We start from the raw sequence: 13,498 nt of genomic DNA, 5'->3' as shown, positions 1-13,498 counted from the left end.
ATAGCTCAGCGTGGCGCCGGGGTCCGGATTTCCCCGTTGGCCAATCGTGAAGCACTGTTTCCCACCGGGTCTTCGGCGTTCAGGTCGGCGCCCTTGGCCTTGAGTGCATCCAGTAATTCGACGCGCTGGAACAGCCCGGCGAACATCGCCGCCGTCTGCCCGGCGCCATTACGCTGGTCGGGATTGCAGTCGGCACCCAGCAAACGTTGGGCGATTTTCAACTCGCCCTTGAAAATAGCGCCCATCAACGCGGTATTGCCACGCTTGTCCTGGACACAGGCATCGGCCCCGGCTGCCAGCAACTGCTCCACGGCCGGCCCCTGCCCGTGATAGGCGGCGAGAATCAGCGCCGTGTAGCCCTTGTCATCAACAGTATTCAGGGAATAGCCGGCCTCGATAAAGGTCTTGAGCATTTCCACGTCGCCACGCCGCGCGGCGTCGAAGTAGTAGTCCTGCAACTGCGCCTTGAGGGCCTGCGGGTCAGCGAACACACTCAAGGACCAACAGGCCAAAAGCGCCCCAATAAAGCTACGCATCATCAAATTCCTCCTCGGCCCCTGTAGGAGCGAGCTTGCTCGCGAAAAACGCAAGGGCACCGCGTTAATCCTGAATCTACGCGGTGCCTTCGAGAGCTTCGCGAGCAAGCTCGCGCCTACAGAAGTGGGTATTAAGATCAGTCGGTCAGCTTTTCAGCCAGTGCCTTGACCCGCGCCAGATCGCCCTTGGCAACCTTGGCCACGCCAGTGCCGTATTCCGGGTCGGCCTTATAGAGGAACGACAGGATGATGTGCTTGCTCTCGTCATCCGTAGTCGCCAGGGAGCCACCGAAGTTGTCGATCAAGTCCTGGCGTTCCTTCTTGCTGTAGGAACGGTACAAGTCGCCCGCTTGCTTGAAGTTCTGCTCACGCTGGATCTTCGCCTGCTGGGTGCTACCGGCCAGGGGCATCTGGCTGTAACGCGCACTGTGCAACTCTTCGCGTGGTGCCAGGCGACTTGGTTGGTAGTTCACGCCACTGGTGGTCTTGCCGAAGTTCATGGCGCCATCCTGGTTGCCGTTGTTGACGGTAACCCGTGGGGCGTTGATCGGCAGTTGCAGGGCGTTGGCGCCCAGGCGATACATTTGCGTATCGGCGTAGGAGAACACCCGACCTTGCAACATCCGGTCTTCCGACGGCTCGATGCCCGGGACGAGGTTCGCCGGGGCCATGGCCACTTGCTCGGTTTCCTGGAAAACGTTGGCCGGGTTACGGTTCAGCACCATTTGCCCGACTTTGCGCTCGGGCACATCGGGCCAGATCTTGGTGGCATCCAGGGGGTCGAAATCAAACTTGGCCAGTTCTTCGGGCTTGAGGACCTGCACATACAAATCCCACTTGGGGAAGTCGCCCTTGTTGATATGGGTGACCAAGTCGTTAGTCATATGGCTGTAATCCCGACCCTGGACGTCGACAACTTGTTTGGGGTCCAGGTTCTTGATGCCCTGCAAGCTCTTCCAGTGAAACTTGACGTAGTGCACTTGCCCCTTGGCATTGATTAATTTGTAGGCATGTACACCATTACCGTCCATTTCCCGGTAACTGGCCGGCGTGCCGGAGTCCGAATACAACTCGGTCAATGTGCGGGTGGCTTCTGGAACATGGGAGAAGAAGTCGAAGCGGCGAGAATCGTCATCCAGGTTAGTGCGCGGGTCAGGTTTGAAGGCGTGCACCATATCCGGGAACTTGATCGCATCGCGAATAAAGAAGGTCGGGAAGTTATTACCCACCAAGTCCCAGTTACCTTCGGCGGTATAGAACTTGGTGGCGAAACCGCGAGGGTCGCGCAGGGTTTCCGGGGAATGGTTGCCATGGACAACGGCAGAGAACCGTACGAACACCGGCGTGGCCTCGCCTGCGGCAAATACCTTGGCTTTGGTCAGGTCGCTGAGGTTGTCGGTGACCGTGAAGGTGCCGTGAGCCCCGGTACCACGGGCATGTACCACACGCTCGGGGATACGTTCACGATCAAAGCGCTGCAATTTCTGGATCAACTGCACATCTTGCAGTAATACCGGGCCGGTCGCGCCAGCCGTTTGCGAGTTCTGATTATCGCCAACCGCCGCACCATTATCGCGCGTCAAGTTAGCGGCCTGTACAGACACCGATAGCAGACTGGCACTGGCAATTATCAATACATTTCGCGCAGCAATAGACCTGCGACTAATAAGGTTTTTCATCAGGCGTTCCTCTGGTTGTTTTATTGCACTCGAACAGGTGCTTGCCAGAGGCTAGAGCCCTGAACGCCAGAAGATAAATAGAAAACCCTGACCTACCCGATTGAAAAAATAATCTGGTAAAGCCCTGAAATCACGGGTAATTCGCGCGCGACTGATGGCACTTTGCAAACTATTTGCGATTTAATATGTCGATAACAACGAACAGTGTTAACAGTTGTGTCGCGCAAGCCACTGCAGACTGACTTACACTGCACTCTCCCCTTCTCAACTGTAACAAGGAATAACCTATGGGCGTGCTCAGTGAGTTCAAGGCCTTCGCGGTCAAAGGTAATGTGGTCGACATGGCGGTCGGTATTATCATCGGCGCCGCCTTCGGTAAAATTGTTTCATCCTTTGTGGGCGACGTAGTGATGCCACCCATCGGCGTGTTGATCGGCGGTGTGAACTTCGGGGACCTGGCGGTAACGCTCAAGGCTGCTCAGGGCGATATCCCTGCGGTAGTCCTGGCCTACGGCAAATTCATCCAGAGCATCATCGACTTCGTGATCATTGCGTTCGCGATCTTCATGGGCGTCAAGGCCATCAACCGCCTCAAGCGCGAAGAAGCCGTGGCACCAACCCTGCCACCGGTACCCACCAAGGAAGAGGAACTGCTGGGGGAGATCCGCGATCTGCTCAAGGCCCAGAACAACAAGCCCTTGTAAGCGACTCGCAACATGAAAAGGCGCCTCTGACCAGGCGCCTTTTTTCTACCAGTAGTTTTCTACGGCGACTTGCCCCGGTCTGCGGGCCAGGCTCAATTGCATATCCCGTTGTTTAAGCAACTGGCGGGTGTCATCGATCATCTGCGGATTGCCGCAAATCATCACCCGTGAATGCTCCGGCGTCAGGTCCACGCCCGCCGCCCGCTCCAGTTCGCCATTTTCGATCAGGGTGGTAATACGCCCATTCAATGCGCCCGGGTGCTGCTCACGCGTCACGATGGGCAGGTAGGTGAGTTTATGGGCGTATTCGCTCAGGTATTCACGCTCACCCAATTGCGCGATCAGTGTCTGGTAGGCCAGTTCCCGGGCTTCCCTGGCGCTGTAGACCAGGATGATCCGTTCGAATTTCTCCCACACTTCAAAGTCCTGCAGGATCGACAGAAAAGGCGCAATGCCCGTGCCGGTGCCCAGCAGCCACAGGTCGCGACCATCGACGAAGCGATTCAGGGTCAAGAAGCCGGTAGCCTGGCGCTCCACCAGCAACTCATCGCCAACGCGCAGGCGGCTCAGTTCACTGGTGAACTCGCCGCCAGGCACCACAATGGAGAAAAACTCCAGGAACTCATCAAAGGGCGATGACACCACCGAATAAGCACGCCATACCAGGCTCCCGTCGGGCTTGGTCACGCCCAGGCGAACAAACTGCCCGGCGGTGAACCGAAAACCCGGATCGCGGGTGGTACGCAGGGTGAACAGGCTGGGGGTCAATGACTGCACATCGATCAGGGTCTGGCGGGTGAATTTTTCAGCACTGGCCATCATGGGGGGCTCCGGTCTACAGGTAATCCCTAGTGTCGCCCAAAGTGGCGCCCGGAAACACCGCCGGTTTGTAGTGGCATCCAGCCAGACAAACCAGTTGTGTCGTATAGGCTTCTGATTTAAACGATCTGGCGAAGCCCCGCAAACAGGCGTCCTAGCGTCTGTACCCCTGTCAAAACTGCTAAAAACCGCCGCGATAAGTGCGAAATATCCCACCTAGCGTTTAGATGCTGTCCTACACTCGACCCGGTGACGCTATAGGAAGTGCGTCATGTACAAACCAATATGTACCTCATGGAGAGTTACCGATGGTCCACTGGCGCAACACACGTCTCCCTAAACTGGAAGGTGAGGATGAAGTGACCACAATGTTCGAAGCGGCCCTGAACATCACGTATGAGCTAGGCTTCGAATACTGCGGTTTTACCATGGGCTCCAATGCCCTCTATCGCCCGCCCCAGAACATTAACCTCAACAACTATCCGGATGAATGGAACACCCTCTACAAAACACAACACTACTTCGAGCTGGACCCGCTGGTCAGCCACTGCAAACACAATGTGCTACCGATCGTCTGGGAGGAAAAAACCTTTTCCGCAGTCCCTGACATGTGGGCACATGCACAAACCCACGGCCTGAGTCATGGCTGGGCACAGTCGGTGCACGACTTCCACGGTTTTTTCAGCATGATCAGCCTGGCGCGGCGCAATGGCCCGGTGCAAGCCCATGAACTCTACGAAAAAACCGGCCAGGTCCTGTGGATATGCCATGCCTTGCATACCGTAGCGGCACAGAAATATGCCAAGGCGCCTGATTTCCAATGCCCCAGCAAACTCAGCAGTCGCGAGACCGAGATCCTGCAATGGTCGGCACTGGGCAAGACGGCGGCCGATATCGCCACGATCCTGTGCCTGTCAGAACGCACCGTGGGGTTTCATATCAGTAGCGCGATGAGAAAGCTGGGGGTCAACAATAAGATTGCCGCTGTGATGAGCGCCGTGAAACATGGCCTCTTTTAAGGGCTGCGGGTTAAAACACCGAATGTAATCCTCTGGAAAAAAACGTAACATTTACGGCCAGTTCTGAGTGATGACGCAGCCCTTCAACACCCGCGTCGCAGTCCACTCAGGAGGTTCCTCGCCCAGCCGGGAACACCCGTCGATCATCCAGAGTTCCTCCCTCCATGCCCCTGCTCGAAAGCCCCTTCGCCCAACTCGACCTGATCCGCCAGCCCGAGCAGCAAAATGAACCGCTGCAAGCGTTCGATGCGGCCGACGAGTATTTGCTCGCCTACCTGGCCGAGCAGCAACCGGCCAGCAGCACCCGCGTGCTGGTGCTCAATGACAGCTTTGGCGCACTGGCGGCCAGTCTTGAGGGGCATGTGCATGTCACCACCAGCGGCGATTCGTTCCTCGGCACCCAGGCCCTGCAAAAAAACCTGGTGCGCAATCACAAGACCTTCGATGCCGTCACCGTGGTTCCCGCCAGCCAGATCCCCCACGGGCCATTCGACCGTGTGCTGATCCGGGTGCCGAAAACCCTGGCGCTGCTGGAAGAACAACTGATCCGTCTGCAAGGCCAATTGGCACCCGGCGCCGAAGTGATCGCGGGCGCAATGGTCAAGCACCTGCCCCGCGCCGCCGGTGAACTGCTGGAGCGTTACATCGGGCCGATGCACGCGTCGCTGGCGGTAAAAAAGGCCCGGCTGCTGATCGCCACCCAGGCTGATCGACCGCAGGCCGTGTCGCCCTACCCCACGCGCTATTGCCTGGACGTACCGGCCATCGAATTGCTTAACCACGCCAACGTGTTCTGCCGCGAAGGCCTGGACATCGGCACCCGCGCCTTCCTCCCGCACCTGCCGCAAAACCTGGGCAGTGCCCGCGTGGCAGACCTGGGTTGCGGCAATGGTGTACTGGCGATTGCCAGCGCCCTGCAAAACCCCGAAGCGCAATACACCCTGGTGGACGAGTCCTATATGGCCGTGCAATCAGCGGCCGAAAACTGGCAGGCGGCACTGGGCGAGCGGCCAGTGACTATTCGTCCCGGCGACGGCCTGGCAGACCAGGAGCCGCAATCTTTGGACGTGGTGTTGTGCAACCCACCGTTCCACCAACAGCAGGTGGTGGGCGATTTCCTCGCCTGGCGCATGTTCCAGCAGGCCCGCGAAGCGCTGGTGGTCGGCGGCGCCTTGTACATCGTCGGCAACCGCCACCTGGGTTATCACAGCAAGCTGGCGCGTCTGTTCCGTGGGGTGGAGCAGGTGGCGGCGACGCCAAAATTCGTGATCCTCAAGGCCCGTAAATAAGCCACGCAAAAAAAACCCTCCGCAAGGAGGGTCAATACAGCGTGGGATGTCAGTGAGTGCTCAAGCCAGCGGCGTTCATGAACATGCGCATCAGACTGGCCACCACGAACAAGGCCAGGACGCTGCCGGTCCAGATCATCGCCAGCCAGCCCAGGCGCTGCCAGAGCGGCTTTTTCTCGGCCTGTTCGATGTCGTCCAGTGAAGGTTTACCGCTCATGGTGCGAGCCTCCTAGTGATAGCCGTCTTCATGGGTCACCTTGCCGCGGAACACGTAGTAGCTCCAGAAGGTGTAGCCCAGGATGAATGGGATGATGAACAGCGTGCCTACCAGCATGAAGCCCTGGCTTTGCGGCGGCGCGGCAGCGTCCCAGATCGAGATCGACGGCGGGATGATGTTCGGCCACAGACTGATGCCCAGGCCGCTGTAGCCCAGGAAGATCAACACCAGCGTCAACAGGAACGGCGCGTAATGGGCATTGCGGGCCACGGCACGCACCAGTGCGTACATGGTCACCAGGACCAGGATCGGCACCGGCAGGAACCAGAACAGGTTCGGCAGGGTGAACCAGCGCGAAGCGATGTCCGGGTGAGCCAGGGGTGTCCAGATACTGACGATGCCAATCACCGCCAACACCACGAACGCCAGCGGTCGTGCCAGGTTGTGCATCTGCTCCTGCAACTTGCCTTCGGTCTTCATGATCAGCCAGGTGCAGCCCAGCAGCGCATAGGCCACGATCAAGGCCACGCCGCAGAACAGGGCAAACGGCGTGAGCCAATCCAGTGAGCCACCGGCAAACTGGCGATCAACCACTGGAATGCCCTCGATGAACGCCCCCAGCGCCACGCCCTGGAAGAAGGTGGCCGCCAGCGAGCCGCCGATAAACGCCTTGTCCCACAGATGGCGCTTGTCATCCTTGGCCTTGAAGCGGAACTCAAAGGCCACGCCGCGGAAGATCAGGCCGATCAGCATCAGGATCAACGGCAGGTATAGCGCCGAGAGCACCACCGAATAGGCCAACGGGAACGCGCCAAACAACGCCGCGCCCCCCAGTACCAGCCAGGTTTCGTTGCCGTCCCAGACCGGGGCGACGGTGTTCATCATCACGTCGCGGTCAGTCTTGCCCGGGATGAAGGGAAAGAGAATGCCAATCCCCAGGTCAAAACCATCCATGACCACGTACATCATGATGCCGAAGATGATGATCACGGCCCAGATCAGCGGAAGATCAATACCCATGACTCAATTCCCCTTTTTCAGAGTGTCGCCGTGATCGGCGTCGCCGCTGTCATCGGCCGCCGACAATGGACGCGCCGGGGTGCGTTGCTGCCCGGGGCCACCGTGGGCCGGCTCGGTGCTTTCGTGGGTCACCGGGCCTTTGCGCACCAGGCGCATCATGTAGCCCAGGCCTGCGCCGAACAGGGCGAAGTACACCACCACAAACAGCGCCAGGGTGATGCTCATCTGCACCACGCTGTGGTTGGAGGAGGCGTCCGCCGTGCGCATCAAGCCGTAGACCACCCAGGGCTGGCGCCCGATTTCGGTGGTGAACCAGCCGGCCAGGATCGCAATCAACCCCGACGGGCCCATCCATAGCACCAGGTACAGGAAGGGTTTGTTGCTGTAGAGCTTGCCGCCCTTGCGCAGCCAGAGGCTGAACAGGCCGGTGAAGATCATCAACATGCCCAGGCCGACCATGATCCGGAACGACCAGAATACGATGGTCGAGTTGGCGCGATCCTCGGGCGGGAACTCCTTGAGTGCCGGCACTTGCTTGTCCAGGGAGTGGGTAAGGATCAGGCTGCCCAGGTAGGGGATTTCCACCTTGTACTTGGTCCGCTCTTCCTTCATGTCCGGCCAGCCGAACAGGATCAGCGGGGTCGGCTCATTGCCGATGTTTTCCCAGTGGCCTTCGATGGCGGCGATTTTCGCCGGTTGGTGCTTCAGCGTATTGAGGCCGTGGAAGTCACCGATGACCGCCTGGATCGGCGCGACGATCAACGCCATCCACATTGCCATCGACAGCATGGTGCGGATCGCCGGGTTGTCCTTGCCCCGCAGCAAGTGCCAGGCGGCCGAGGAACCGACGAAGAACGCGGTGGCGACAAACGCCGCCGTGGCCATGTGTGCCAGGCGATAGGGGAACGAAGGGTTGAAGATCACCGCCAGCCAATCCGTTGGGATCACCCGGCCATCGACGATTTCAAAACCTTGCGGGGTCTGCATCCAGCTGTTGGAGGCAAGGATCCAGAACGTCGAGATCAACGTACCGACGGCCACCATCACCGTGGCAAAGAAGTGCAGCTTGCGCCCGACCTTGTTCCAGCCAAACAGCATCACCCCAAGAAAGCCCGCTTCAAGGAAGAACGCGGTGAGCACTTCATAGGTCAGCAAGGGCCCCGTGACGGAACCGGCGAAGTCCGAGAAGCGGCTCCAGTTGGTGCCGAACTGATAGGCCATGACCAGGCCCGAGACCACGCCCATGCCGAAGTTGACGGCAAAGATCTTCGACCAGAAGTGGTAGAGGTCACGGTAGGTATCGTTGTGGGTCTTGAGCCACAGGCCTTCCAGCACCGCGAGGTAACTGGCCAGGCCAATGGTGATGGCCGGGAACAGGATATGGAACGAGATGGTGAACGCGAATTGAATTCGGGCGAGATCTAGCGCCTCCAAACCGAACATAAGTCTTCCTCTGTCAGGTAATACCGGCTGCAAGCAGGGAGGCCTGCACCCACTGCCCCCACGGATATGGAGTGTGGCGAATTGCAATTCGTTCTTTTTTTACCAACCACGTAGGGATTCTGGCCTTGCGGCCGCCAGCACAACACTCAAGTCAGCATTGATCTGGATCAAGCAACGATGAAAGAGTAGTCCCATTTTCCAGGTTGGACTGTGTGGTCTTTTGCCGCGTGACAGGTTGACTCAGCAAAATAGATGCCTTGCTAAGGATATTTCCGAAGCAGCAACTATTTGTTACAGGTTGGTGCTAATCTCGCCTTTCCCCACGCTCAGTCCAGTCCCTGCCGATGCCCAGTGAAACCCCACTGCTGTTACGTCATCACCGCCCTTTTATAGCGTTCTGGCTGGCACGGATTTTTACCGCCAGTGGCTTCCAGATGCTCACCGTGGCCATCGGCTGGAACCTCTACCAACTGACCGGCAACGTGCTGGACCTGGGGTTGGTGGGCCTGGTGGAGTTTGTACCGCGGGTGCTGTTCATGCTGCACACCGGGCATGTCGCCGACCGCTACGAACGACGCAAGGTCGCCGCCATTTGCCAGACGTTGCAGGCGATGATCGCCCTGGCGCTGGTGATTGGCAGCCTGACGGGCAATGTCACCCGCGAGATGATTTTTATCCTGGCATTCCTGCTCGGCGCTGCCCGCTCCTTCGAAATGCCCACCACCCAGGCCCTGCTGCCGAGCATCGTGCCCAGTGCCCTGTTCCCACGGGCGGTTGCGGCGGCGCAGTCGGCCCAGCAATCGGCAACCATCGTCGCGCCGGCCCTGGGCGGTTTGCTTTATGCCTTCGGTAGCGCCTGGGTGTATGGCCCGACGGTGCTGCTGTACCTGATTGCCTGTGTGCTGACCCTCAACCTGCCAGCGCGGCAAACCCCGCTGAACAAAGGCAAGGCCACCCTGGACTCACTGCTGGCGGGGATTCGCTTTATCCGCAGCCGGCCGGACATCCTCGGGGCGATCTCCCTGGACCTGTTCGCCGTGCTGTTGGGCGGCGCCACCGCGTTGCTGCCGGTGTTTGCCAAGGACATCCTGTTGACCGGCCCGTGGGGCCTGGGGCTGCTGCGCTCGGCGCCGGCGGTGGGCGCGCTGCTGATGTCGTTGTGGCTGGCACGGTTTGCCGTGGACCGACATGTGGGCCGTGTGATGTTTACCGCCGTCGGCGTGTTTGGCGTGGCGACCATTGCCTTCGGCCTGTCCACCTCGTTCTGGTTCTCCCTGGCAGTGCTGGTGGTGCTGGGGGCGGCGGACATGATCAGCATGGTGATCCGTGCCTCATTCGTGCAACTGGAAACCCCCGATGAAATGCGCGGGCGGGTCAGTGCGGTCAATGGCTTGTTTATCGGGGCGTCCAATCAGTTGGGCGAGTTCGAGTCCGGCGTTACCGCCCACTGGTTGGGCACGGTGCCCGCCGTGGTACTGGGCGGGGTCGGCACGTTGGTGGTGACCGGGGTGTGGATCAAACTGTTCCCGACCCTGGCCAATCGGGACCGCATGCATACGCCGGCCGAGGCGCCCTGACCCGGTAATTACATGGGGCCATTACTGGATGCGTAGCTGAGTCTTCAGGGTGTTGCGCGGCACATTGATGGACGTGTTGCTGTACTCGAACCAGCCCGCTGCGCGGATATCCACGTCAAAGACATAGACGTAGCCCATCAACGTACCAGCGCCATTGCACGCCTGGCTGCTGGAGCCGACTTGGCAGATAGCCGTACTGCGCCCCGCAAGCCGCGCCCCATCAAAGGTAGCGATGGAGTTATTGCCAAGGCCCACTTCCATCACCGAGACCTGCGTCGGCCCACGGTGCTGGCACTGCCGGGTGCTGTCGGCGACCTCGGCGATGGACTCGTTGCACACCTGGGACTGCACCTGGAACACCCGTACCTCGCTCAAGGCCGGTGCAGGCGCGCCCCACGCCGGTGCCGCCGCCAGCCACAGGCCGATACAGGCGAACGGAGCTAGACTGCACGCGATGGCTTTTTTCATGCTTTGGATGACCCTGGACTGAACGTCGACGGAGTATGCCTCAAGGCCACACTCAACAAAACCGAGGCTGGGCGCCACAGGCCGTCGACCTGCTGGTATGATGCGCCGCTTTTTCCGATCCTCTCTAGAAAACACGCGGCGCTTGGCGCAGTTTGTGCTTTGACTTTGAGGTCAACAAATCACGGCGCCAAGCGCGCCACAGGGAGCAGGCATGCTGGAAAAGCTGTTTCAACTCAAGGCACACAACACCAACGTGCGTACCGAGATTCTCGCCGGTATCACGACATTCCTGGCCATGGCCTACATTCTGTTCGTCAACCCGAGCATCCTCGGCGAGACCGGCATGGACAAGGGCGCGCTGTTTGTCGCCACTTGCCTGGCGGCGGCCATCGGTTCGACGATCATGGGCCTGATCGCCAACTACCCGATCGCCCTGGCACCGGGCATGGGCCTGAACGCCTTCTTTACCTACACCGTGGTCCTGCACCTGGGCCATACCTGGCAAGTGGCGCTCGGTGCGGTATTTATCTCCGCCGTGCTGTTTTTCCTGCTGTCGATCTTCCGCATCCGCGAATGGATCATCAATGCGATCCCCCTGCCCCTGCGCTCGGCGATTGCCGCCGGTATCGGCCTGTTCCTGGCGCTGATCGCCCTGCATAACGCCGGGATCGTGGTCAGCAACCCGGCGACCATGCTGGGCATGGGCGACCTGGCCAAACCTGCACCGATCCTGGCGACCCTGGGCTTTTTCCTGATCGTGGCCCTGGAAGCCCTGAAAGTGCGCGGTGCGGTGTTGATCGGTATCCTCGCGGTGACCATCGCAGCCATCGCGCTCGGCGTGACCCCATTCGGCGGCGTGGTATCGATGCCACCGTCCCTGGCCCCGACCTTCCTGCAACTGGACATCGCCGGCGCCCTGGACGTGGGCTTGATCAGCGTGATCTTCGCCTTCCTGTTCGTTGACCTGTTCGACAACTCCGGCACCCTGATCGGCGTCGCCAAGCGCGCCGGCCTGATGGGCAAGGACGGCCACATGCCGAAAATGGGCCGCGCCCTGATCGCCGACAGCACCGCCGCCATGGCCGGTTCGCTGCTGGGCACCTCGACCACCACCAGCTACATCGAATCTGCTGCTGGCGTGAGTGCCGGTGGCCGCACCGGCCTGACCGCCATCGTGGTGGCGATCCTGTTCCTGCTGGCGCTGTTCTTCTCGCCGCTGGCGGCCAGCGTCCCGGCGTTTGCCACCGCTCCCGCGCTGCTGTTTGTCGCGGTGCTGATGTCCTCGGGCCTGGCGGAAATCGACTGGGACGACATTACTGTTGCCGCGCCGGTGGTGATCACCGCCCTGGCGATGCCCTTCACTTACTCCATCGCCAACGGCATCGCCTTCGGCTTCATCGCCTGGACCGGTATCAAGCTGCTTACAGGCCGCTACCGTGAACTCAACCCAGCGCTGGTGATTCTGTCGATCCTGTTCGTGATCAAGCTAGGCTGGTTCCCCGCATGACTTTTGATGCAGCAAGTTACGCCCTGCAACTGCAAGACAAGGTCACGCGTTTGCGTGACCTGCTCGCGCCGTTCGACGCGCCCGAGCCGCAGGTCTTCGATTCGCCCCTGCAGAACTTCCGCCTGCGCGCCGAGTTCCGCCTGTGGCGCGAAGGTGGCCAGCGCCACTACGCGATGTTCTCCCAGGACGACAAGCGCACGCCGATCCTGATCGAAGAATTCCCCATCGCCAGCTTGCGTATCAACCAGTTGATGCCGCAACTCAAGGCCGCCTGGCAAGCCAGCGCCGCCCTGAGCCACAAGCTGTTCCAGGTGGAGTTCCTCACCACCCTGGCCGGTGACGCGATGATCACTCTGTGCTATCACCGCCCGCTGGACGAGCACTGGCACACCGCTGCCAACCAGCTGGCGGCCGACCTGAACGTCAGCATCATCGGCCGCTCCAAGGGCAAGCGCGATGTGATCGGCCACGACTACGTGGTCGAGAAACTCGCTGTCGGCGGTCGCACCTTCAGCTATCGCCAGCCCGAAGGCGCCTTCACCCAGCCCAACGGCACGGTGAACCAGAAGATGCTCAACTGGGCCTATGACGCCTTGGGCGATCGCAGTGATGACCTGCTGGAGTTGTATTGCGGCAACGGCAACTTCACCCTGCCCCTGGCGACCCGCGTGCGCAAGGTGCTGGCCACCGAGATCAGCAAGACGTCGGTCAATGCTGCCTTGAGCAATCTCGATGAAAACGCAGTGGATAACGTGACCCTGGTACGCCTGTCCGCCGAAGAACTGACCGAAGCCCTGAACGAAGTGCGGCCGTTCCGACGCCTGCACGGTATCGACCTCAAGAGCTACGAATTCGGCAGTGTCTTCGTCGACCCGCCCCGTGCCGGCATGGACCCGGACACCTGCGAGTTGACCCGACGCTTCGAGAACATCCTGTACATCTCCTGCAACCCGGAGACGCTGGCGGCGAACATTGCACAACTGCACGACACCCACCGCATCACCCGCTGCGCGATGTTCGACCAGTTCCCGTGGACCCACCATATGGAATCGGGCGTACTGCTGACCCGGCGCTAACCCTTCAGGGCACAGCAGATCCAGAAATGTGGGAGTTTTCGAGCCCCGGCGAGGCTGCGATAGCGGTGGATCAGGCGACATCTTCAGTACCTGTACCGCCGCCATCGCAGCCTCGCTAAAGCTCGACAGCTCCCACAGGGGATT

General features: G+C 60.1%; 13 protein-coding genes. 6 read left to right on the top strand and 7 right to left on the bottom strand.

The window, feature by feature from the left end; translation table 11 throughout:
* Positions 1-5: 5 nt before the first annotated feature.
* Positions 6-536 (bottom strand): ankyrin repeat domain-containing protein, encoded by a 531-nt coding sequence (locus tag KL786_RS00065; protein WP_215516609.1) that lies wholly within the window; start codon positions 534-536, stop codon positions 6-8.
* 137 nt (positions 537-673) lie between these two features.
* Entirely contained in the window at positions 674-2,215 is a 1,542-nt protein-coding gene (gene katB / locus KL786_RS00060; RefSeq protein WP_215516322.1) for a catalase KatB, read from the bottom strand.
* A gap of 287 nt (positions 2,216-2,502) precedes the next feature.
* Between katB and mscL the strand changes: the two genes are divergently transcribed.
* On the top strand, positions 2,503-2,919 hold the full coding sequence (gene mscL / locus KL786_RS00055) for a large-conductance mechanosensitive channel protein MscL (protein ID WP_032861849.1): 417 nt from the start codon (positions 2,503-2,505) through the stop codon (positions 2,917-2,919).
* Between the two features lie 45 nt (positions 2,920-2,964).
* On the opposite strand, the gene KL786_RS00050 is transcribed toward mscL, so the two are convergent.
* Positions 2,965-3,741 carry a ferredoxin--NADP reductase gene (locus KL786_RS00050; protein ID WP_215516321.1) on the bottom strand — a complete coding sequence of 259 codons (777 nt, stop codon included), beginning with the start codon at positions 3,739-3,741 and terminating at the stop codon, positions 2,965-2,967.
* A 305-nt stretch (positions 3,742-4,046) separates the two neighbouring features.
* Between KL786_RS00050 and KL786_RS00045 the strand changes: the two genes are divergently transcribed.
* Both KL786_RS00045 and KL786_RS00040 read left to right on the top strand, forming a co-directional pair.
* On the top strand, positions 4,047-4,757 hold the full coding sequence (locus KL786_RS00045) for a helix-turn-helix transcriptional regulator (protein WP_215516320.1): 711 nt from the start codon (positions 4,047-4,049) through the stop codon (positions 4,755-4,757).
* A 164-nt stretch (positions 4,758-4,921) separates the two neighbouring features.
* The gene (locus KL786_RS00040; protein ID WP_215516319.1) at positions 4,922-6,046 is read left to right on the top strand and encodes a methyltransferase; all 1,125 of its coding nucleotides are present in this window, start codon (positions 4,922-4,924) and stop codon (positions 6,044-6,046) included.
* Between the two features lie 49 nt (positions 6,047-6,095).
* Here the strand turns inward: KL786_RS00040 and KL786_RS00035 are convergent, their stop codons facing one another.
* The 3 genes from KL786_RS00035 to KL786_RS00025 are packed head-to-tail and all read right to left on the bottom strand — an operon-like array spanning position 6,096 to position 8,726.
* On the bottom strand, positions 6,096-6,263 hold the full coding sequence (locus KL786_RS00035; protein WP_065942821.1) for a DUF2474 domain-containing protein: 168 nt from the start codon (positions 6,261-6,263) through the stop codon (positions 6,096-6,098).
* A gap of 12 nt (positions 6,264-6,275) precedes the next feature.
* Positions 6,276-7,283, bottom strand: a complete 1,008-nt coding sequence (cydB, locus tag KL786_RS00030) for a cytochrome d ubiquinol oxidase subunit II (RefSeq protein ID WP_215516318.1) — start codon at positions 7,281-7,283, stop codon at positions 6,276-6,278.
* 3 nt (positions 7,284-7,286) lie between these two features.
* Complete coding sequence (locus tag KL786_RS00025) at positions 7,287-8,726, bottom strand: cytochrome ubiquinol oxidase subunit I (RefSeq protein WP_215516317.1); 1,440 nt, start codon at positions 8,724-8,726, stop codon at positions 7,287-7,289.
* A gap of 344 nt (positions 8,727-9,070) precedes the next feature.
* On the opposite strand from KL786_RS00025, the gene KL786_RS00020 reads away from it, so the two are divergent.
* On the top strand, positions 9,071-10,303 hold the full coding sequence (locus tag KL786_RS00020) for an MFS transporter (protein WP_215516316.1): 1,233 nt from the start codon (positions 9,071-9,073) through the stop codon (positions 10,301-10,303).
* 21 nt (positions 10,304-10,324) lie between these two features.
* Here KL786_RS00020 and KL786_RS00015 read toward each other — a convergent pair whose 3' ends face one another.
* Positions 10,325-10,771 carry a DUF4879 domain-containing protein gene (locus KL786_RS00015; RefSeq protein WP_215516315.1) on the bottom strand — a complete coding sequence of 149 codons (447 nt, stop codon included), beginning with the start codon at positions 10,769-10,771 and terminating at the stop codon, positions 10,325-10,327.
* A 211-nt stretch (positions 10,772-10,982) separates the two neighbouring features.
* Here KL786_RS00015 and KL786_RS00010 point away from each other — a divergent pair, with 211 nt between their 5' ends.
* Together KL786_RS00010 and trmA are read left to right on the top strand one after the other, a co-directional pair.
* Positions 10,983-12,278 carry an NCS2 family permease gene (locus tag KL786_RS00010; RefSeq protein WP_215516314.1) on the top strand — a complete coding sequence of 432 codons (1,296 nt, stop codon included), beginning with the start codon at positions 10,983-10,985 and terminating at the stop codon, positions 12,276-12,278.
* On the top strand, positions 12,275-13,354 hold the full coding sequence (trmA, locus tag KL786_RS00005) for a tRNA (uridine(54)-C5)-methyltransferase TrmA (protein WP_215516313.1): 1,080 nt from the start codon (positions 12,275-12,277) through the stop codon (positions 13,352-13,354). Before KL786_RS00010 ends, trmA begins: the two co-directional genes overlap by 4 nt.
* The last annotated feature ends 144 nt before the right edge of the window (positions 13,355-13,498 follow it).

Origin of the sequence: Pseudomonas sp. TAE6080 (genome assembly GCF_018732265.1) — a bacterium.
In the GTDB taxonomy this organism is placed as follows: Bacteria; Pseudomonadota; Gammaproteobacteria; order Pseudomonadales; family Pseudomonadaceae; genus Aquipseudomonas; species Aquipseudomonas brenneri.
Note: the sequence above shows the minus strand (reverse complement) of the source record. Positions and strands in the feature narration are given on the sequence as shown.

Excerpts from the sequence above, each read along its gene's own strand:
- KL786_RS00065 (WP_215516609.1), bottom strand. The coding sequence starts at position 536 with ATGCGTAGCTTTATTGGGGCGCTTTTGGCCTGTTGGTCCTTGAGTGTG.
- katB (WP_215516322.1), bottom strand. The coding sequence starts at position 2,215 with ATGAAAAACCTTATTAGTCGCAGGTCTATTGCTGCGCGAAATGTATTG.
- mscL (WP_032861849.1), top strand. The coding sequence starts at position 2,503 with ATGGGCGTGCTCAGTGAGTTCAAGGCCTTCGCGGTCAAAGGTAATGTG.
- KL786_RS00050 (WP_215516321.1), bottom strand. The coding sequence starts at position 3,741 with ATGATGGCCAGTGCTGAAAAATTCACCCGCCAGACCCTGATCGATGTG.
- KL786_RS00045 (WP_215516320.1), top strand. The coding sequence starts at position 4,047 with ATGGTCCACTGGCGCAACACACGTCTCCCTAAACTGGAAGGTGAGGAT.
- KL786_RS00040 (WP_215516319.1), top strand. The coding sequence starts at position 4,922 with ATGCCCCTGCTCGAAAGCCCCTTCGCCCAACTCGACCTGATCCGCCAG.
- KL786_RS00035 (WP_065942821.1), bottom strand. The coding sequence starts at position 6,263 with ATGAGCGGTAAACCTTCACTGGACGACATCGAACAGGCCGAGAAAAAG.
- cydB (WP_215516318.1), bottom strand. The coding sequence starts at position 7,283 with ATGGGTATTGATCTTCCGCTGATCTGGGCCGTGATCATCATCTTCGGC.
- KL786_RS00025 (WP_215516317.1), bottom strand. The coding sequence starts at position 8,726 with ATGTTCGGTTTGGAGGCGCTAGATCTCGCCCGAATTCAATTCGCGTTC.
- KL786_RS00020 (WP_215516316.1), top strand. The coding sequence starts at position 9,071 with ATGCCCAGTGAAACCCCACTGCTGTTACGTCATCACCGCCCTTTTATA.
- KL786_RS00015 (WP_215516315.1), bottom strand. The coding sequence starts at position 10,771 with ATGAAAAAAGCCATCGCGTGCAGTCTAGCTCCGTTCGCCTGTATCGGC.
- KL786_RS00010 (WP_215516314.1), top strand. The coding sequence starts at position 10,983 with ATGCTGGAAAAGCTGTTTCAACTCAAGGCACACAACACCAACGTGCGT.
- trmA (WP_215516313.1), top strand. The coding sequence starts at position 12,275 with ATGACTTTTGATGCAGCAAGTTACGCCCTGCAACTGCAAGACAAGGTC.